The organism is Streptomyces sp. NPDC031064 (genome assembly GCF_055570965.1).
Map to the genome: position 1 here is coordinate 204,262 of NZ_JBVIGF010000004.1, position 19,642 is coordinate 223,903.

Annotated in this window: 14 protein-coding genes; 10 read left to right on the forward strand and 4 right to left on the reverse strand. The window is 69.5% G+C overall.

Annotation, left to right across the window (positions count from 1 at the left end):
- Positions 1–28: 28 nt before the first annotated feature.
- Positions 29–1,516 (reverse strand): glycosyltransferase family 87 protein, encoded by a 1,488-nt coding sequence (locus ACZ46W_RS16270; RefSeq protein WP_468337531.1) that lies wholly within the window; start codon positions 1,514–1,516, stop codon positions 29–31.
- A 212-nt stretch (positions 1,517–1,728) separates the two neighbouring features.
- Positions 1,729–4,449, reverse strand: a complete 2,721-nt coding sequence (locus ACZ46W_RS16275) for a transglycosylase domain-containing protein (RefSeq protein ID WP_468337534.1) — start codon at positions 4,447–4,449, stop codon at positions 1,729–1,731.
- A 373-nt stretch (positions 4,450–4,822) separates the two neighbouring features.
- Between ACZ46W_RS16275 and ACZ46W_RS16280 the strand changes: the two genes are divergently transcribed.
- From ACZ46W_RS16280 to ACZ46W_RS16290, 3 genes are all read left to right on the forward strand, one after another.
- Complete coding sequence (locus ACZ46W_RS16280; RefSeq protein ID WP_468337538.1) at positions 4,823–5,539, forward strand: PadR family transcriptional regulator; 717 nt, start codon at positions 4,823–4,825, stop codon at positions 5,537–5,539.
- Between the two features lie 49 nt (positions 5,540–5,588).
- Entirely contained in the window at positions 5,589–6,671 is a 1,083-nt protein-coding gene (locus ACZ46W_RS16285; RefSeq protein ID WP_468337541.1) for an inositol-3-phosphate synthase, read from the forward strand.
- A gap of 75 nt (positions 6,672–6,746) precedes the next feature.
- On the forward strand, positions 6,747–8,015 hold the full coding sequence (locus ACZ46W_RS16290) for an MFS transporter (RefSeq protein ID WP_468337544.1): 1,269 nt from the start codon (positions 6,747–6,749) through the stop codon (positions 8,013–8,015).
- A 22-nt stretch (positions 8,016–8,037) separates the two neighbouring features.
- Here ACZ46W_RS16290 and ACZ46W_RS16295 read toward each other — a convergent pair whose 3' ends face one another.
- Positions 8,038–8,193 carry a hypothetical protein gene (locus ACZ46W_RS16295; protein WP_468337547.1) on the reverse strand — a complete coding sequence of 52 codons (156 nt, stop codon included), beginning with the start codon at positions 8,191–8,193 and terminating at the stop codon, positions 8,038–8,040.
- 108 nt (positions 8,194–8,301) lie between these two features.
- On the opposite strand from ACZ46W_RS16295, the gene ACZ46W_RS16300 reads away from it, so the two are divergent.
- Complete coding sequence (locus ACZ46W_RS16300) at positions 8,302–8,622, forward strand: LppU/SCO3897 family protein (protein WP_468337550.1); 321 nt, start codon at positions 8,302–8,304, stop codon at positions 8,620–8,622.
- A 96-nt stretch (positions 8,623–8,718) separates the two neighbouring features.
- On the opposite strand, the gene ACZ46W_RS16305 is transcribed toward ACZ46W_RS16300, so the two are convergent.
- Complete coding sequence (locus ACZ46W_RS16305; protein WP_468337553.1) at positions 8,719–10,185, reverse strand: CCA tRNA nucleotidyltransferase; 1,467 nt, start codon at positions 10,183–10,185, stop codon at positions 8,719–8,721.
- Between the two features lie 205 nt (positions 10,186–10,390).
- On the opposite strand from ACZ46W_RS16305, the gene ACZ46W_RS16310 reads away from it, so the two are divergent.
- The 6 genes from ACZ46W_RS16310 (at position 10,391) to trxB (ending at position 19,600) form a co-directional block, all read left to right on the forward strand.
- Entirely contained in the window at positions 10,391–12,772 is a 2,382-nt protein-coding gene (locus ACZ46W_RS16310) for a DUF6049 family protein (protein ID WP_468337555.1), read from the forward strand.
- Positions 12,773–12,818: 46 nt separating this feature from the next.
- Positions 12,819–14,993: a murein biosynthesis integral membrane protein MurJ gene (gene murJ / locus ACZ46W_RS16315; protein WP_468337558.1), complete on the forward strand. Its 2,175-nt coding sequence runs from the start codon at positions 12,819–12,821 to the stop codon at positions 14,991–14,993.
- Between the two features lie 117 nt (positions 14,994–15,110).
- Positions 15,111–16,844: a serine/threonine protein kinase gene (locus ACZ46W_RS16320; protein WP_468337561.1), complete on the forward strand. Its 1,734-nt coding sequence runs from the start codon at positions 15,111–15,113 to the stop codon at positions 16,842–16,844.
- Positions 16,845–16,905: 61 nt separating this feature from the next.
- A complete protein-coding gene (gene sigM / locus ACZ46W_RS16325; protein ID WP_468337563.1) occupies positions 16,906–17,610 on the forward strand; it encodes an RNA polymerase sigma factor SigM in 705 nt (234 codons plus the stop codon).
- Positions 17,607–18,500, forward strand: coding sequence for a hypothetical protein (locus tag ACZ46W_RS16330; RefSeq protein ID WP_468337566.1), 894 nt, complete (start codon positions 17,607–17,609; stop codon positions 18,498–18,500). The genes sigM and ACZ46W_RS16330 overlap by 4 nt, the downstream gene beginning before the upstream one ends.
- Positions 18,501–18,625: 125 nt before the next feature.
- Entirely contained in the window at positions 18,626–19,600 is a 975-nt protein-coding gene (gene trxB, locus ACZ46W_RS16335; protein WP_468337569.1) for a thioredoxin-disulfide reductase, read from the forward strand.
- Positions 19,601–19,642 lie beyond the last annotated feature (42 nt).

Here is a 19,642-nt window from a genome sequence, read left to right on the forward strand (position 1 = left end):
AGCGCCAGGCCGGTCGAGGCCGCGGGCCTCACTCCCGTACGACGCCCCAGTCCACACGCGGTCCCTGGACCGCGTGTGCCGCGTGCTGCGGCGGATGTGCGGCCCGCCCGAGCACGAAGACGTCCTCCGCGCGGTCCAGGACGCCCCCGGACGGGTCGTCCGAGCCGTCGCGCCGTACCCCGTCCCGCTCGGGCAGCAAGATGTCCCGCACCACCATGGCGCACAGGAACAGCGTCCCGGCCAGGTGCAGGACGATGGCGAACTGGTAGCCCTCCGTGGGGAGCCCCTGCTTGTTGCCGCTCGTGGTGTACGCCAGGTACATCCAGATCCCGACGAAGTACATGACCTCGCAGCCCTGCCAGATCAGGAAGTCCCGCCAGCGCGGGCGGGCCAGGGCGGCGAGCGGTATCAGCCACAGCACGTACTGCGGTGAATAGACCTTGTTGGTGAGGATGAAGGCGGCGATCACCAGGAAGGCCAACTGCGCGAACCGCGGACGGCGCGGAGCGGTGAGCGTCAGTGCGGCGATCCCGGCGCAGGCCAGCAGCATCAGCACCATCGCGTACGTGTTGACGTCGTCGGGTGTGATGTTCACGCCGGTGCGCTGAGTGATGACCAACCAGAAGGACCCGAAGTCGATGCCCCGGTCGTGGCTGAAGGAGTAGAACTTCTTCCAGCCCTCGGGGGCCAGCAGCATCACCGGCACGTTGACCGCGAGCCACGAGCCCACCGTGCCCACCACGGCGACCCCGAGCTCCCGCCACTTCCCGGCCCGCCAGCACAGCAGCAGCAGCGGCCCGAGCAGCAGGAACGGATAGAACTTGGCGGCCGTGGCGAGGCCGAGGAGGATCCCGAAGGCCAGAGCGCGGCCGCGTGACCACATCAGCATGGCGGCGGCGGTGAGCGCCACGGCGAGCAGGTCCCAGTTGATCGTGGCGGTGAGCGCGAAGGCGGGCGCCAGCGCGACCAGCAGGGCGTCCCAGGGGCGGTTGCGGTGCGTGCGCGCGACACAGACCGCGAGGACGGCCACGCAGACCATGAGCATGCCCGCGTTGACCATCCAGTACATCTGCTCGCGGTACTGGAGGTCGCCGTCGAAGGGCAGCGTCAGCCAGGACGCGACCTGCATGAAGAGCCCGGTCAGGACCGGGTATTCGAGGTACTCCATGTCGCCGCCGAGGCGGTCGAAGTACGGGATCAGCCCGTCGGCGAAGCCCCGCCCGATGAACAGGTGCGGAATGTCGGAGTAGCAGGCGTGGGTGTACTGCGAGCTGGTGCCGCGGAACCACGCCCAGTTGTAGCAGGGCAACTTCTGCACCATGCCGAGCGCGAACATCCCGATCGCGACCAGTGCGACCACACGGACGGGGGTGAAGGCGCTGCCACCGAGCTGCGCCCAGCGGCCGATGGGGCCACCGATCAGCTCGCTGCCCGCGGCTGCGACCTCGTCCCGCCTGGTCGGGGGCACGACGGGCCGGTCCTGGTGGGCGCTCGTCGTCTTCTGTGGGCTCGGCATGGGGACATCCTGCCGTACGGGGCTGTCGACCGGCGCGGCCTGTGGACAACGCCCTGTGGACAACGCCGGATGGACAACCCTGTCGACAACGCCGGGTGGGCAGGGCGCCCGTGGAATACGGCGAGGGCCGCCGCACCCTGCGTACGTACGCGATGTACGTACCGGGTACGGCGGCCTTCGGCTGCCGGGAGTGGGGGGGCGAACGGCGGGCGCTAGCCCTCCGTGCCGCCGAACCAGCCTCCGTTGCCGCCACCGTTGCCGTTGCCGTTGGTGCTGCCGGTGGGCGGCGACGGACTTGTGGTGATGCCGCCGCTGGTGGCCCCTTCATCCGTACCGCCGGTGTCGGTCCCGCCGGTGTCGGTGCCGCCGGTGTCGGTGCCACCGTCCTGGCCACCGTTCTGGCCGCCGTCCTCGTTGTTGCAGTCCCAGTCGAACGGGCCGCACGAGGGCTTCGTCGGCTCGGTGCTCTGCGACTGCGACGGGGTCGGCGACGGGCTCTGGGACTCCGTCTGGGACGGCGTCGGCGAAGGCGAGTTCGAAGGCGTGGGCTCCGGGCTCTTGGCACCGCCGCCGTACACGGTGTCGGCCTCCAGCTTCTCGGGCTCGGGGAAGGGCATCGCTTCCGCGCCCTTGAGCGCCGCCGACATGTACTTCTGCCAGATCTCCGACGGGAAGGACGAACCGTGGATCTTCTTCTGGCCACCCGTGCCGAACATCTCCAGGAACTTGCGGTTCTTGTTCGCCGCGTTGTCGTCCATCCGGTACATGTCGATGGCCGTGGCGAGCTGTGGCGTGTAGCCGACGAACCAGGCCGACTTGTTGCCGTCGGTGGTACCGGTCTTGCCGGCGACCTGACGGCCCGGGATGGCCGCGTTGTTACCGGTGCCCTCGGGGTCCTCGACGACGTCCCTCAGGACGTCGGTGACGTTGCTGGCGATGGCGGTCGAGAAGGCCTGCTTGGTGGTGGCCTCGTGCTTGAAGATCACCTCGCCGCGCTTCTTCACCTCCGTCACGGAGAACGGGTCGCGCTGCTTGCCATTGGCCGCGAAGGTGGCGTAGGCGCCGGCCATACGGATGGCACTGGGGTCGGAGATACCGATCGAGAAGGAGGGGACGTTCGCCCCGACGAGGCTCTCCTTGCGCAGGCCGGCCTTGACCGCCGTCTCCCTGACCTCTTCGATACCGACGTCCATGCCGAGCTGCACGAAGGGCGAGTTGGCGGAGTGGATCATCGCCTCGCGGAGGTTGATGTCCCCGTAGCTCTTGTCACCGTCGTTGACCTGGAGCCACTCTTCGCCGTCCTCGTTGTGCCAGACGCTGCCGTCGTACTTCTTGATCTTGAGCTTGTTCTTGCCGTTGTAGTACGTCTTGTCCGGATCGACCGTCCGGCGCTGGTCAGGGCCCTGCACGGGCTCGCCCTGGGGGTCGCGTACGCCGTACTCCATGGCGGCCGCCAGCACGAACGGCTTGAACGTCGAACCGACCTGGGCACCGGTCTGGTCGGCGTTGTTGGTGAAGTGCTTGGTCGCGTCGGAGCCGCCGTAGATGGCGACGATCGCACCGGTCTTCGGGTCGACCGAGGCACCACCGAACTGGACGTGGGTGTCCGTGTCCGGGCGCTTCTTGGGGTCGATGTTGGCGGCTTCGACCTTCTTCACGGCAGCCGACAGGGCCTCGACCTTCTTCCTGTCGAAGGTCGTGTGGATCTCGTAACCGCCCTGGGAGAGCTTCTTCGCCGTGATGCCCACGTCGTTGTTGTTGATGACGAACGCCTTGGCCAGGTCCACCATGTACCCCACCTGGCCGCCGAGCCGTGCTTCCTTCTTCGGTGGCTTGGGCATCGGGAACTTGGTGTACCCGGCCCGCTCGGCGGCACCGAGCTTCCCGTCCTTGACCATCTCGTCAAGGATCCACTTCCACCGCTTGGTGGCCGCCTCCGTGTTGGCCGCCGGCGTGGCCTTGGGGTCGATGTCCACCGACCCGGCCGGGTCGTAGTAGGTGGCGCCCTTCAGCAGAGCGGCGAGGAACGCGCACTCGCTGGCGTTGAGCTCGTCCGCGTCCTTCTCGTAGTACGTGCGCGCCGCGGCCTGGATCCCGTACGCACCCCGCCCGTAGTACGAGGTGTTCAGGTAGCCGGCCATGACGTCCTTCTTGTCCTCCTCCACACCGGCCTTGAGGGAGATGAACAGCTCCTTGAGCTTCCGGCTCACGGTCTGGCTCTGGTCGTCCAGCATCGCGTTCTTCACGTACTGCTGGGTGATGGTGGAACCACCCTGGGTCTGCTCGCCCATGGCCATGTTGACCACGGCGCGGCTGATGCCCTTGGGGTCGACGCCCATGTCGTCCCAGAAGGTCTTGTTCTCGGCCGAGATCACCGCGTTCTGCATGGCCATGGGGATCTTGTCGTAGTCGAGGATCTGGCGGTTGACCTCGCCACCCGTGGCGGCCATCTGCGTGCCGTCGGCGTAGTAGTAGACGTTGTTCTGCGCGGTCGCGATCTTGACCGCCTCCGGCACCTCCACCATCGAGTACACGATCGCCGAGGCGCCCAGCACCGTGGCCGCGAACCCGAGGGACAGCCCGGAGACGAGCTTCCAGGACGGCACCCAGCGGCGCCACCCGTACTTGTTGTGGCGCGGGTAGTCGATCAGCCGCTTCTTGCCCGGGTGCCCGCCGCGTGCACCGCGTCCCGCCGCCGCCCCGGCGGCGCCCTCGGCACCGCGGCGGCGTCCGCCGCGCTGAGCGGCCCGGCGGGCCTCGGCCCGGCTGCCGTACACCCGCTCCTCACCGCCTCCGGGCGGCGCGGAACGGGATCCGGTACTGGTTCCTCTCGCCTGGGCCGCCCGGCGGCCTGAGGACTGCTGGGCGGCTCGCCTGGCCGCGGCACGTCCGCCACCCTGCGGCTGCGGCGGTTTGCGACGGTGCTCGCTCATCGAACGACTACTCCTCGGGCAGGCGAGTACGCCTGGAAGCGGCAGCTGGGTTCCGGTCCCCCCGAAATCGATACGGACCAGCCCTGGCTCGGGCTCATCCGCCATGCACTCAGAACGAGGACGCCGACTCGCGTCGCATGGTTCCCACTGGTGTGCATGCCGCACAGACTACGCACGGTCAAAAACCCCTGAGGACCGAAGTTCATCCCAAATCAGGCAAGTCGTTTACTGCGAATTGACTATGTGACGCCGCTCACCCTAGCCCCCCTTGTCGAGGCTTCCAGCCCGTTCTATCGTCGGGATGTATCGAGCCGATACATCAGCACGGCATAGGTCACGGCACACGAGTCGGCGAAGGTGGAGGAGGCGACGGATGAGCAGGCGCTCCGGCATCCTCGAGTTCGCCGTCCTCGGCCTGCTCCGCGAAGCCCCGATGCACGGGTACGAGCTGCGTAAACGGCTCAACACGTCGCTGGGGATCTTCCGCGCGTTCAGCTACGGGACCCTTTACCCCTGCCTCAAGACGCTGGTCGCAAACGGCTGGTTGATCGAGGAACCGGGCAGCGCCCCGGAGGACGCCCTCGCCGCCTCGCTCGCGGGGCGCCGCGCCAAGATCGTCTATCGGTTGACGGCCGAGGGGAAGGAGCACTTCGAGGAGCTCCTGTCCCACACCGGCCCCGATTCCTGGGAGGACGAGCACTTCGCCGCCCGTTTCGCCTTCTTCGGTCAGACGGAGCGCGAGGTGCGCATGCGGGTGCTGGAGGGCCGGCGCAGCCGCCTGGAGGAGCGTCTGGAGAAGATGCGCGCCTCCCTGGCCCGTACGCGCGAGCGCCTGGACGACTACACGCTTGAGCTTCAGCGGCACGGCATGGAGTCCGTGGAGCGCGAAGTGCGCTGGCTGAACGAGCTCATCGAGAGCGAGCGGGCGGGGCGGGACCAGCGACGGTCCGCCTCCGGGACCCCGGAGGCCGGCCAGGCCACCGAGGGCGCCGCCGACGCTCAGCAGGACAACATATCTGGAGAGACGGGCGGCCTGCCCCGGCACGGGGGCAGCACCCGGCCGGATCCGTCCGACGACACCGCCAAGTGAGGCCCTGCGACCCGCAGGGCTTCGAAGATCAACACAGGGAGCAACCGGAATGGGTTCGGTTCGCGTAGCCATCGTCGGCGTGGGCAACTGCGCCGCCTCGCTGGTGCAGGGCGTCGAGTACTACAAGGACGCCGACCCGGCGGGCAAGGTGCCGGGTCTGATGCACGTGCAGTTCGGCGAGTACCACGTCCGCGACGTCGAGTTCGTGGCCGCCTTCGACGTGGACGCGAAGAAGGTCGGCCTCGACCTGGCGGACGCCATCGGCGCCAGCGAGAACAACACCATCAAGATCTGCGACGTGCCGTCGACGGGCGTGACCGTCCAGCGCGGCCACACGCTGGACGGCCTGGGCAAGTACTACCGCCAGACCATCGAGGAGTCCTCCGAGGCCCCGGTCGACGTCGTCCAGGTCCTCAAGGACAAGCAGGTCGACGTCCTCGTCTGCTACCTGCCGGTCGGCTCCGAGGACGCGGCGAAGTTCTACGCCCAGTGCGCCATCGACGCCAAGGTCGCCTTCGTCAACGCCCTCCCGGTCTTCATCGCCGGCACCAAGGAGTGGGCGGACAAGTTCACCGAGGCCGGTGTCCCGATCGTCGGTGACGACATCAAGTCGCAGGTCGGCGCCACCATCACGCACCGCGTCATGGCCAAGCTGTTCGAGGACCGGGGCGTCATCCTGGACCGCACGATGCAGCTCAACGTCGGCGGCAACATGGACTTCAAGAACATGCTCGAGCGCGAGCGCCTGGAGTCCAAGAAGATCTCCAAGACGCAGGCCGTCACCTCCCAGATCCCCGACCGGGACCTCGGCGAGAACAACGTCCACATCGGCCCGTCCGACTACGTGGCCTGGCTGGACGACCGCAAGTGGGCCTACGTCCGTCTCGAGGGCCGTGCCTTCGGTGACGTCCCGCTGAACCTGGAGTACAAGCTCGAGGTGTGGGACTCCCCGAACTCGGCGGGTGTCATCATCGACGCCCTGCGTGCCGCGAAGATCGCCAAGGACCGCGGCATCGGCGGCCCGATCCTCTCCGCGTCCTCGTACTTCATGAAGTCCCCGCCGGTCCAGTACTTCGACGACGAGGCCCGCGAGAACGTCGAGAAGTTCATCAAGGGCGAGGTCGAGCGCTAAGCGCCGACGGCTCGCCTGCCGAAGGTCCCCGTGGCATCTGCCCGGGGGCCTTCGTCGTGTGTGACCCTTGCTGCCATGCCTGTCGTACGTGATCTGCGCGTACTCGTGCGCCTGACGGACTTCCGCCGCCTGCTGGCCGTACGACTGCTCTCCCAGTGCGCCGACGGGGTCTACCAGGTCGCCCTCGCCACGTACGTCGTCTTCTCACCCGAGAAGCAGACCTCGCCCGCCGCGATCGCGTCCGCCATGGCGGTTCTGCTGCTGCCGTACTCGTTCGTCGGCCCGTTCGCGGGGGTCCTGCTGGACCGCTGGCAGCGCCGCCAGGTCCTCCTGTACGGGAACCTGCTCCGCGCCCTGCTCGCCGGCGGCACGGCCTTCCTGATCCTCGCCTCCGTACCGGACTGGCTCTTCTACGCCTCGGCGCTCTCCGTCACCGCCGTCAACCGGTTCGTCCTCGCGGGGCTCTCGGCCGCGCTCCCCCGGGTCGTGGACGCGGACCGGCTCGTGATGGCCAACTCACTGTCGCCCACCGCCGGCACGCTCGCCGCGACCGCGGGCGGCGGGCTGGCCTTCGCCGTGCGGCTGCTGGTCGCCGACTCCGACGCGGCGGTGGTCGTGCTGGGCGCCGGCCTCTACCTGTGCTCGGCCCTCGCCTCGCTGCGCATGGGCCGCGGGTTGCTCGGCCCCGACCCGGACGTGGTGCAGCCCCGGCTGGGCGCGGCGCTGGCCTCGACCGCCCGGGGGCTGGTCGGGGGGTTGCGCCACCTCGCCGAGCGGCGGGCGGCGGCCCGGGTGCTCGCCGCGATGACGGTGATGCGCTTCTGCTACGGCGCGCTGACCGTGATGGTGCTGATGCTGTGCCGGTACGCCTGGACGTCGACCGAGTCGGCGGGCCTCGCACTGCTCGGCCTGGCCGTCGGCGTCTCGGGGGCGGGCTTCTTCGCCGCCGCGGTGCTCGCGCCGTGGGCGGTGGAGCGGCTGGGGCAGGGCGGCTGGATGGTGGTGTGCGCCGCGTCGGCCGCGGTACTGGCGCCGGCGCTCGGCCTGTGGTTCTCCCCGGCGCCCATGCTGGTCGCCGCCTTCGTGCTCGGGCTCGTCACACAAGGCACCAAGATCGCCACGGACACGGTGGTGCAGCTCGCGGTGGACGACTCCTTCCGGGGGCGGGTGTTCTCGCTGTACGACGTGCTCTACAACGTGGCCTTCGTCGGTGCGGCCGGGATCGCCGCGCTGATGCTGCCGCCCGATGGCCGCTCGGTCGCACTGGTCGTCATGGTCGCCGTCCTGTACGCGGGCATCGCCGCCATGCTGCTGGGTTGGAGGCGGAGCGAGGCGTTGCTATAGCGTGCACGCGTCAAAATGACGATCACACGCCTCGGGGGACTCTCCTTTGACGTATCCGCCACAGCAGGGCGCCGGGCCGTACGGCCAGCCAGGGCCGTACGCCCAGCAGCCGCCCCAGCCTTATCCGCCGCAGCCGGGCTATGGGTATCCGCAGCAGCAGCCGTACCCGCCCCAGCACCCCCAGCAGCCGCAGGCTCCTTATGGCGCTCCTCCCCAGCAGTGGAGTGCCACTCCGCCCCCGCCGCCCCCGCCCCCGCCGCCGTCCCGCTCCGGCGGCCCCGGCGTCATGAAGATCCTGAAGACCATTGGCGTCGTGCTCGCGCTGATCACCATCGCGGTCTTCTGGTTCCTGAGCCAGGACGACGCCGATCACGCCGAGGCGGGTGACTGCCTGAAGAACAACGGCACCACCATCACGCCGGACCTCCAGATAGTCGAGTGCGGTGGCACCGACGCCGAGTTCAAGGTCGTCGAGGTGATCCCCGACACCCTGGACACCAAGCTGTGCGAGGGGAAGTCGGACATCGGCTACCACGAGCAGACGAGCGGGGGCCGACGCAGCTCGGGCAAGCAGTTCGTGCTCTGCATCGACGAGATCAAGAAGTAGCGCACACAACGAGGAGCGATGTTTCACGTGAAACATCGCCCCTCGCGTCGTCGTCTCCGCCGCCATGTTTCACGTGAAACATGGCGGCGGCTCCGTTCAGCCCTGAGCTGCCCACCACTCCTTGAGTGCGGCGACGGCGGCGTCATGCTCCATCGGGCCGTTCTCCAGCCGCAGCTCCAGCAGGAACTTGTACGCCTTGCCGACAGCCGGCCCCGGCCGGATTCCGAGGATCTCCTGGATCTGGTTACCGTCCAGGTCCGGACGGATGGCGTCCAGCTCCTCCTGCTCCTGGAGCTTGGCGATGCGCTCCTCCAGCCCGTCGTAGGCGCGGGACAGCGCGGCCGCCTTGCGCTTGTTGCGGGTGGTGCAGTCCGAGCGGGTCAGCTTGTGCAGGCGGCTCAGCAGCGGACCTGCGTCGCGCACATAGCGGCGTACGGCAGAGTCGGTCCACTCGCCGGTGCCGTAGCCATGGAAGCGGAGGTGCAGCTCCACCAGGCGCGACACGTCCTTGACCATGTCGTTGGAGTACTTCAGCGCGGTCATGCGCTTCTTGGTCATCTTCGCTCCGACCACCTCGTGGTGGTGGAAGGAGACCCGGCCGTCCGACTCGAAGCGCCGCGTGCGCGGCTTGCCGATGTCGTGCAGCAGGGCGGCGAGCCTCAGGACCAGGTCCGGGCCGTCCTCTTCGAGGTCGATCGCCTGCTCCAGCACGGTCAGCGAGTGCTCGTAGACGTCCTTGTGCCGGTGGTGCTCATCACTCTCCAGCCGCAGCGCGGGCAGCTCGGGCATCACGCGCTGGGCAAGGCCGGTGTCGACCAGCAGGCCCAGGCCCTTGCGCGGGTACGCGGAGAGGATCAGCTTGTTGAACTCGTCCCGTACGCGCTCGGCGGAGACGATCTCGATCCGGTCGGCCATGCGCTTCATGGCGTCCACGACCTCGGGGGCGACCTCGAAGTCGAGCTGCGCGGCGAACCGCGCGGCCCGCATCATGCGCAGCGGATCGTCGGAGAAGGACTCCTCGGGCGTGCCCGGCGTCCGCAGGACGCGCTCGGCCAGGTCCTCCAGACCACCGTGCGGGTCGATGAACTCCTTCTCCGGCAGCGCGACGGCCATCGCGTTGACGGTGAAGTCACGGCGGACCAGGTCCTCCGCGATGGAGTCGCCGTAGGAGACCTCCGGCTTGCGCGAGGTCCTGTCGTAGGCCTCCGAGCGGTACGTCGTGATCTCGATCTGAAAGATCTGTTCAGCGTCTCCGACGCGGGCCGCCTTCTGCGCGCCCACCGTGCCGAAGGCGATCCCGACGTCCCACACCGCGTCGGCCCACGGCCGGACGATCTTCAGAACGTCCTCGGGCCGGGCGTCAGTGGTGAAGTCCAGATCGTTGCCGAGCCGGCCGAGCAGTGCGTCCCGAACCGAGCCACCAACCAGGGCGAGACTGAATCCGGCCTCCTGGAAGCGGCGAGCAAGGTCATCGGCGACGGGGGACACGCGCAGTAGTTCACTGACCGCGCGGCGTTGCACCTGGCTCAGTGCAGTCGGGTTGTCTTCGTTGGCGTTCGGCACAACAGAAAAGGGTACGTGCCCGCGCCGAGGGCGGCGTCCCCGTTTTCCCCGGTCCGGCGCCCGGCGTGCGCGATCTTCCGCACGGCATTTCTCCGATCATGTGGAGCAGTCCGCGGCACTTAGCCACGGCGCGCCTCGTTACCATGCGTGGACGCAGGAACCGACGAACCACCAACGGCAACAGACGACGAGGACGGGCGAGCGCGTGGCCGAGGCGGCAGACTTCCAGAGCACGATGCGCTCTCCTGCCCGGCGGTGGCTACGGCGTATGGCCTCCGCCCTGGTGGGTGTGCCGCTCCTGGCGGGCCTGCTGTACGTCCCCTCGGCGTCCCCCGCGTCCGCCGCGGAGAAGGCGGCCCCGTCCGCGGAAAAGGCGGCACCATCCCGCACGGTCGATGTGTCGCTGGACACCCTCACGCCCACGACGCCCGTGGAGGGGGACACCCTCACGATCAGCGGCACGGTGACCAATGAGGGCAAGGAGACGGTCACCGGGGCGCAGGTCGACCTGCGGGTCGGACCGCGCATGTCCAGCCGGGGCGAGATCGACGCGGTGGCCAAGCGTGACGGCTTCCTGCCGGGCAATGACGGCGCGGTCCTCGGAGGCCCGTACAGCATCAAGATCCCGACGCTGGCGGCCGGCCTCAGCAAGGACTTCAGCATCACCGTGCCGGTCGAGAAGCTGAGCCTCGACAAGGACGGTGTCTATCAGCTCGGTGTCTCCCTGTCCGGCCGGACCGGGAGCGCACGGTACGACCAGGTGCTCGGCATCGAGCGGACCTTCCTGCCCTGGCAGCCCGAGGCCACCGAGAAGAAGACCCAGGTCACCTATCTCTGGCCGCTGATCTCCTCGACGCACCTGTCCGCGGAGACCGGCTCGGACGATCAGCAGACGCCGGTGTTCGAGGACGACGACCTGGCCGCCGAGCTCGCCCCGGGTGGACGGCTCGAACGGCTCGTCTCGCTGGGCGCGGAACTCCCCGTCACCTGGGTCGTCGACCCGGACCTCCTCGCCACCGTCGACGCGATGACCCGGAACTATCAGGTCAAGGACGGTACGGAGCGGGTCCCCGGCAAGAACCAGGCCGTTGCCAAGCAGTGGCTGAACGCCCTCGACAAGGCAGTGCAGGACGACAAGGTGATCGCGCTGCCGTACGCCGACCCCGACCTGGCGTCGCTCGCCCACCGGGGCAAGGACGTCTCCGGCTCGCTCAGCCACCTCCAGCCGGCCACCGAGGTCGCCGAGACCACGGTCGAGACGATCCTCCATGTGAAGCCGTCCGTCGACTTCGCCTGGCCGGTGGACGGCGCCGTCGACCCCTCGATCGTCGACATCGCCACCTCGGCAGGCGCCGACAAACTCATCGCCCGCAGCGACAGCATCCGCGACGAGCTGCCCTACACGCCCAACGCCGCCCGGCCCATCGGCGGCGGAACCACCGCCGTCGTCGCCGACGCGTCGCTGTCCACGGCCTTCCAGGGCGACATGACGGGCGCCGGCGACTCGACACTGGCCGTCCAGCAGTTCCTCGCCCACACCCTCGCCGTGACCCAGCAGCAGCCGGGCAAGCTGCGCAGCATCGTGGTCGCCCCGCAGCGGATGCCGACCGCCACGCAGGCCCAGTCGATGGCGACCGCGCTGCGCGCCCTGTCCGCGCAGCGCTGGACGCAGCCCAGCGACCTGATCACGGCGGCCGAGGCCAAGCCCGACGACCGCGCCACGACCAATGTGCCGGGCGCCGGAAAGTACCCGGCCAAGCTGCGCAAGCAGGAGCTGCGCGTCCAGGCGTTCCAGGACATGAAGACGACCCAGGACACGCTGGACAACTTCAAGGTCATCCTGACCGCGGCGTACCGGGTCGTGACGCCCTTCGGCAACGCGATCAACCGGGAGATGTCGACGTCCTGGCGCGGCCGGACCGAGCCCGCCACGGCGTACCGGGCGAGCGTGCAGCAGCATCTGAAGGACCTCACCACCGAGGTCCAGCTCATCGAGAAGTCGGACCTGACCCTCTCGGGCCGCAGCGCGACCATCCCGGTCACCGTGCAGAACCAGTTGCTCCAGGGCGTGGATCACCTGGTGCTGCGGCTGACGTCCACCAAGCCGACCCGTCTCAAGCTGAACGGCGACGCCGCCGTCGCCGAGCTTCCGGTCCGGATCGACGGCGGGCACAGCCAGTCGGTGAAGTTCACGGCCTCCGCCAACGCCAACGGCCCGGTCCCGATGACGGCCCAGTTGTACACGGAGGACGGCAAGCCGTACGGCAAGCCGATGAACTTCACCGTCAAGGTCTCCGAGATCACCCCCACCGTGATGCTGGTGATCGCCGGCGGGTTCTTGCTGCTCGCCCTCGCCGGCATCAGGATGTACACCCACCGCAAGCGCACCGCGGCGCGCGACACCGCCCCGGAGGCAGAGTCGAGCACCGGAACGGGAACCGGCACGGGAACCGGCACGGGAGCGGAGCCGGACACGAGCGGGACGGCTGCGCAGAGCGACGATCCCGAGCAGCCGAGTGACCCGACACCGGACACCGGAGCGCAAAGCACCGACCCGTCGGGCCAGGGTGAGAAAGTGGACCGTTGAGCGATGTCGTGGCCGGTCGGCCGGGGACGATGAGGTGGGGTAAACCATGAACGCGCCGTACGACGGTGACCGCGGTCAGGGCGCGGGCGGCGGCAGCGCGCCTTCCGGCGAGGTGCCCCCCGCGACGGGGCACGTCCCGCCCCCGGCCACGCCGCCCGCTCCGGATCCGTACGTCCAGCACGCCTACGAGCAGGATCCGTACGGCAGCCAGGACCTCTCCGCACAGGACCCGGTCGGTGAGGCGCTCTACGACCGGGCCGCGCACCCGCCACCCCCGCCCGGCACCTACGAGGAGCCGCCGCCGCTCTACCAGCAGCCCGCCGCGCCGCAGTACGCCCCGGACCCGAGGATCTGGGCGCAGACCCCGCCGCCCGAGCCCGACGGCCCCTCCCGCCACCTGCCGTACGGTGACGACCCCCGAACCGTGCAGTTCACGGGCGTCGACGACCTCGTCACGCGCGCCGGCGAGGAGCAGCCCGAGCCGGACGCGTTCGCGCACCTCTACCGCGACCAGCAGGGCCACGGGCAGCCGCCCGCCCCGCAGGAGCCCGAACCGGCACCCGCGCCCGCGCCCGCCCCGAAGAAGTCCGGCGGCCGTGCCTCCGGGCTGCTGAAGTCGAGCGCCGTGATGGCGGCCGGCACGCTGGTGTCCCGTCTCACCGGCTTCGTACGCAGCCTGGTGATCACCGCCGCCCTTGGCGCCGCCCTGCTCGGTGACACCTACACCATCGCGGCCACCCTGCCGACGATGATCTACATCCTGACCGTCGGTGGCGGCCTCAACTCGGTCTTCGTGCCTCAGCTCGTCCGCTCGATGAAGGACGACGAGGACGGGGGCGAGGCGTACGCCAACCGCCTGCTGACGCTCGTGATGGTCGCGCTCGGCGTCATCGTCACCATCGCGGTGTTCGGGGCACCGCTGCTGATCCGCGCGATGTCGGACACCATCGCGAGCGACGCGGCCGCGAACAGCGTGGCCGTCACCTTTGCACGCTTCTGTCTGCCCACGATCTTCTTCATGGGCGTGCACGTGGTGATGGGTCAGATCCTCAACGCCCGGGGCCGGTTCGGCGCGATGATGTGGACCCCCGTCCTCAACAACGTCGTCGTCATCTTCACCTTCGCCATGTTCATCTGGGTCTACGGCTCCTCTGCCGAGACCGAGATGGGCGTCACGACCATCCCCGACGAGGGCATCCGGCTGCTCGGCATCGGTACGCTGCTCGGCCTGGTGGTCCAGTCGCTGGCGATGATCCCGTACCTGCGTGAGGCCGGCTTCCGCTTCCGCCCGCGCTTCGACTGGAAGGGACACGGACTCGGCAAGACGGTCAAACTCGCCAAGTGGACCGTCCTGTTCGTCCTCGCCAACCAGGCAGGCGTCGTCGTCGTCACCCAGCTCGCCACGGCGGCCGGCAAGGCCTCCGGCACGGACGGCGCGGGCTTCCTCGCGTACTCCAACGCCCAGCTCATCTGGGGCATGCCGCAAGCCATCATCACCGTCTCGGTCATGGCCGCGCTGCTGCCGCGCATCTCGCGCGCGGCGCACGACAACGACCCGGGCGCCGTACGCGACGACATCTCGCAGGGCTTGCGGAACTCGGCCGTCGCGATCGTGCCCGTCGCCTTCACCTTCCTCGCCCTCGGCGTCCCGATGTGCACCCTGCTGTACGCGTCCAGCGGCACCGAGGCCGCGCGCAGCATGGGCTTCATCCTGATGGCGTTCGGGCTCGGCCTGATCCCCTACTCGGTGCAGTACGTCGTCCTGCGCGGCTTCTACGCCTACGAGGACACCCGCACGCCCTTCTACAACACCGTGATCGTGGCCGCCGTCAACGCCGCCGCCTCCGCCGCGTGCTACGTCCTGCTGCCCGCTCAGTGGGCCGTGGTCGGCATGGCCGCCTCCTACGGCCTGGCCTACGCCGTCGGCGTCGGTGTCGCCTGGCGGCGGCTGCGCAACCGGCTGGGCGGCGACCTGGACGGCGCGCACGTCGTCCGCACCTACGCGCGGCTCTGCATGGCGTCCGTCCCCGCTGCCGTCCTCGGTGGCGCGGCGGGCTTCGGCATCCTCAAGGCCCTGGGCGACGGCGCCCTCGGCTCGCTCGTGGCCCTGATGGGCGGCGGGATCGTACTGATGGGCGTCTTCTACGCCGGGGCACGGAAAATGCGAATCGAAGAGCTCAACGCGATGGTCGGCATGGTCCGCGGCCGACTCGGACGCTGATTGCACGGGACCGCACAACCATCGTCGGCGGCCGCGTGTCGTGCATAGCGCCGGACTGTGGGCACAATTGGCATGGCTGTTGGATGTGGCGCAACGGATGGGGAGGCAGGAACGACGGTGGCGGAACGTAGCACGGCTGCCGTCGACGTGGCCGACAACAGCGGTGACGACCCGCTGACCGCCAAGGCGGACAAGGCCGCGAGCGACGGGGTGGCGGAAGCGCAGGACGCGGCGGAGCAGTCCGCCCGGAACAGCGACGGCGAACGGCGGGAAAGCGAGCAGTCCGTCATCACGACGCCCGAGCTCCACAGTGGCCACAAACTCGCCAGACGTTACCGACTTGAGGAGTGCGTCACCCGTCTGGACGGTTTCAGCAGTTGGCGTGCCGTCGACGAGAAACTGCGCCGGGCCGTCGGGGTCCATATCCTCCCCGCCGACCACCCGAGGGCCCGTTCGGTGCTGGCCGCCGCACGCTCCTCGGCGCTCCTCGGCGACCCCCGTTTTGTCCAGGTCCTCGACGCGGTCGAGGAGAACGACCTCGTCTACGTCGTCCACGAGTGGCTGCCGGATGCCACCGAGCTCACCGCGCTGCTCGCGGCCGGCCCGCTCGAGGCGCACGACGCCTACCAACTCGTCAGCCAGGTCTCCCAGGCCATGGCAGCCGCCCACCGCGAGGGCCTCGCCCACCTGCGGCTCACCCCCAGCGCCGTCCTGCGCAGCTCCACCGGCCAGTACCGCATCCGTGGACTGGCCGTGAACGCCGCGCTCCGCGGCATCAGCGCCGACCGCCCCCAGCGCACCGACACCGAGGCGATCGGCGCGCTGCTGTACGCGGCGCTGACCCAGCGCTGGCCGTACGAGAACGACGCCTACGGGCTGTCCGGGCTGCCCAAGGGCGTCGGGCTGATCCCCCCGGACCAGGTACGGGCCGGAGTCCACCGCGGCCTGTCCGAGATCGCCATGCGCGCCCTGGTCAACGACGGCGCCACCGCGTCCCGCCAGGAGCCGCCCTGCACCACGCCCGACGAGCTCGCCAAGGCCGTCGCGGCCATGCCGCGCATCCGCCCGCCGGAGCCCGACTTCCCGACCCCGCCCGAGTACCAGCGCACGACGTACCAGCAGGGCAACTACGGCCGCCCCCAGCCGCGCCCGGGCTCGGCGGCCCCCGTCGCGGCACCGCTTCCGCCGCCCCCGCTCCAGAGCCGTACGGGCAAGGCCCTCAAGTGGGCCGTCTCCGCCCTCCTGATCGCGGCCCTGGGCCTGGGTAGCTGGCAGGTGGCCGACAGGCTGCTCGACCAGGGAAGCAACGAGAAGACGGGCGACACCGGGACCCAGACGTCTCCGGGCGGCCAGAACCAGCAGAAGCCGGAACCTCCGAAGGCCCCGCAGCCGCTCCGGATCAGCGAGGTCCATGAATACATGCCTCATGGGTCCGGGATACAGGTGGACGACGTGCCCAACGCGGCGGACGACAGGGGCGACACCGCCTGGATCACGCCGCAGTACAAGGGCTACGCCAACTTCGGCAACCTGCAGGAACGCAAGCAAGGCAGCGGGATCATCGTGGACCTGGGCAGCGTGCAGAGTGTCCGGGGCATCGACATCGCCATGTACCGCGCGGGGCAGAAGGCCCAGGTCCTCGTCGCCGACCAGAACGCGACCGATCCGAGCGGCCCCGGTGACTTCCCGCACTCCCTGACCGAGCTCCAGACGGTTGGGGATACGTTGAAGGCCACGGTGGACAAGCCCGTGCGCACGCGTTACGTGCTCATCCACATCACCGAGCTGCCGCCCGACGGGGCTCCGAATGTGTTCCGCGGAGGTATCTCCGAGATCAAGGTTCTCGGCTGACGGCTGCCCAAGCGGCAGAGATGATGCCGGGAGGCGGGACTGGGAGAGGGGAGGTGGCGGCATGACGAGCGGGACATCCGAGGAACGCAGCGACCAGGATCTCCTGGCGCGGCATGTCGCCGGGGATCCGGATGCCTTCGGTGAGCTCGTGCGCCGGCACCGTGACCGGCTCTGGGCCGTCGCCCTCCGCACGCTGGGGGACCGTGAGGAGGCCGCCGACGCCGTCCAGGACGCCCTTGTGTCCGCCTTCCGGGCCGCCCACACCTTCCGTGGCCAGTCCGCCGTCACGACCTGGCTGCACCGGATCACCGTGAACGCCTGCCTCGACCGCGCCCGCAAAGCCGCCTCCCGCAAGACGTCGCCCGTCGATGACACCGAGCGACTGGAACAGCTCCTGGAGCCGCACGAATCGGCCGAGGCACCGGCCGAGCGACAGGACCTCCACCGCGAGCTGCTGGCCGCCCTCGCGCAACTGCCCACGGACCAGCGCGCCGCTCTGGTGCTCGTGGACATGCAGGGCTATCCCGTCGCCGAAGCGGCGCGCGTCCTCGACGTACCGACGGGCACCGTCAAGAGCCGCTGTGCGCGAGGGAGGGCCCGGCTCCTTCCGCTGCTCACTCATCTGCGCGGTGACACCGTGGATAACAGCAGCCCCGACGGGGGAAGGAACCGGACGCCAGGGACATCCGTCCCACCGGCGTCGGGACCAAGGGATGCAGGGCCGAGTGATCCTGCTGCTGTGAAGGGCGGAGGTGGGCGCGCGTGACATCCACGACCGACACGACTCAGCACCCGGACGTCTCGGAGATCTCCGACCTCACCGAAGGCCTCCTCCCGCCGTCCCGGACAGCCGACATCAAGGCGCACGTCGATGGCTGCACCCTGTGCGCCGATGTCCGGTCCTCCCTGGAGGAGATCCGGGGCCTGCTGGGCACCCTTCCGGGCCCCGCCCGGATGCCGGCCGACATCGCCGAGCGCATCGACGCCGCCCTGGCCGCCGAGGCGCTGCTGGATGCCACCGCCCCCACGGAGACGGCCGAGCATGTTTCACGTGAAACAGCGCCCCCGCCCCTCCGCTCCGAGCCGGTCCACTCCGACCGTCCCGCCGGCCGACCCAGTGCGGCCACCGGGCCTGGCCGTGGGCGTCCCGCACGGCGCCGGCGCCGTACCGCGGTGCTCGGCGCGGTCTTCGGCGCGGCGGCCATCGGGGTGAGCGTTCTTCTCTTCCAGGCGGTCCAGCCGTCCGGAGACGGCTCCAGGACGACCGACTCCGCAGTCAGCGCGCCCGCCAGCAGCTTCTCCGGCGTGGCCGTGGAAGAGCGGGTCAAGGCGCTCCTGAGCCCGGGAGAGAAGGGCAAATCTCCCCGCGTCGAGAAGCAGCAGCCCTCTGTCGACGAGACCGACAAGCCATCGACGATGTTCACCCAGGAGGCGGTGACGGTTCCGGCCTGTGTCCAGGCGGGGACCGGCCGCAGCGATCAGGCCCTCGCCGCACAGCCGGGCACGTACGCCGGCAAGCCCGCCTACCTGGTCGTCCTGCCGCACACCACGGACCCCGCCAAGGTCCAGGCATACGTCCTCGACTCCTCCTGCACCGCCACGCAGAAGAGCACCAAGGCAGAGCTTCTGCTGACACAGGCCTACCCTCGTCCCTGACTCACGCTCCGTGCCGCTCGGCCACTGCGGGAATGCGCGCCCCGTAGGATCCGTTGGGTGGGGTGAGAGTCCTTGACCCGGCCCACGTAGGCAGTAGGCAGTCTGCAGAGACGAGGAAGAAACCCGTGAGCGACGTCCGTAACGTGATCATCATCGGCTCCGGGCCCGCCGGCTACACGGCTGCGCTCTATACGGCGCGAGCCTCGCTGAAGCCGCTGGTCTTCGAAGGTGCCGTCACCGCCGGTGGTGCGCTCATGAACACGACCGACGTGGAGAACTTCCCCGGCTTCCGTGACGGGATCATGGGCCCCGACCTGATGGACAACATGCGGGCCCAGGCCGAGCGCTTCGGCGCCGAGCTGGTGCCGGACGATGTGGTCTCGGTCGACCTGACGGGTGACATCAAGACGGTGACCGACACAGCCGGTACCGTGCACCGGGCCAAGGCCGTGATCGTGACCACCGGCTCCCAGCACCGCAAGCTGGGCCTGCCGAACGAGGACGCGCTGTCGGGCCGCGGCGTCTCCTGGTGCGCCACCTGCGACGGGTTCTTCTTCAAGGACCAGGACATCGCCGTGGTGGGCGGCGGCGACACCGCCATGGAGGAGGCCACCTTCCTCTCCCGGTTCGCCAAGTCCGTCACCATCGTCCACCGCCGGGACACCCTGCGGGCCTCCAAGGCCATGCAGGAGCGTGCCTTCGCCGACCCGAAGATCAAGTTTGCTTGGGACAGCGAGGTCGCGGTGATCCACGGCGAGCAGAAGCTCACCGGCCTGACGCTGCGCAACACCAAGACCGGTGAGACGTCCGAACTCCCGGTGACCGGCCTGTTCATCGCCGTGGGCCACGACCCGCGCACGGAGCTGTTCAAGGGCCAGCTCGAGCTGGACGACGAGGGCTACCTCAAGGTGGACGCGCCGTCGACGCGCACCAACCTGCGCGGTGTTTTCGGCGCCGGTGACGTCGTGGACCACACCTACCGCCAGGCGATCACCGCCGCCGGCACGGGCTGCTCCGCCGCTCTCGACGCCGAGCGCTTCCTGGCGGCTCTGGCCGATGGCGAGAAGGCCGCCGAGCCCGAGAAGACCGCCGCGGTCTGATCACCATCCCCCACCCACACCCCGCAAAAGTGAAGGAGGCCG